We start from the raw sequence: 783 nt of genomic DNA, 5'->3' as shown, positions 1-783 counted from the left end.
GGACCGGGGTGGTGTCGGGTGTCGGGAGCAAAGCGGTGCGGGCCATGGACTCGGCGGTCCCCGCGACCACCGAGTCCATGGCCCGCACCGCTTTGCTCCCGACACCCGACACCACCCCGGTCCGGAGGCCGGGCGGCCTGATCAAGCTGACAGCGACCGCGACAACAACTGCCGTGGCCGCCAGGGCCGGTGCGCCTGCGGCCCCGAATCCCGCCGTTGTCACCGTCCCGGACCTGGCCGTCGTCTCCACCTCAGCCCCGGCCTCGGCTCGGGCTTCGGCTCCGGCTTCGGCCCCGGCCGCGGCCCCGGCTCCGGCTTCGGCTCCGGTCCCGGCCGCGGCCCCCGCCTCGGCCTCCGTCCCGGAGCCTGATGTCGTCCAGGTGCCGGCGGAGGTCCGGGAGGAGATCGCCGCCCTGATCCACCTGCGGCTGGCGGAGATCCTCGGCCTCGATCCGGCGACGATCTCGATGACCAGTTCGTTCGTCGACCTGGGCCTGGACTCGATCTTCCGGATGGAACTGGTCCGCGGCCTCAACGACCACTACGGCCTGGACCTCAAGGCGGCCGACCTCTACGACTACGACAGCGTCGAGCAGTTGACCGCGGCCGTGGTGGTCGCCATGGAGGAGCAACCCGCACCCGAGCAGCAGTCAGCGCCGGTACAGGTTGTCTTTTAAACCCTCCTAACCCTCCCCACAAACCAAAAGGGTAAGACCGGGGTGGTGCCCGACAATAAAAAAAAAAAAACGTAGACATAAAATAGACAAGACAGATAGGAAGAAA

General features: G+C 67.6%; 1 protein-coding gene. It reads left to right on the top strand.

Annotated elements, in window-relative coordinates:
• Window positions 1-677, top strand: a 677-nt coding sequence (locus tag P1P75_RS41740) for an acyl carrier protein (RefSeq protein ID WP_319265309.1), incomplete at its 5' end; no start/stop codon positions are given.
• Window positions 678-783: the final 106 nt, after the last annotated feature.

Source organism: Streptomyces sp. ID05-39B, assembly GCF_033794725.1.
Taxonomy (GTDB): Bacteria; Actinomycetota; Actinomycetes; order Streptomycetales; family Streptomycetaceae; genus Streptomyces; species Streptomyces bobili.
Note: the sequence above shows the minus strand (reverse complement) of the source record. Positions and strands in the feature narration are given on the sequence as shown.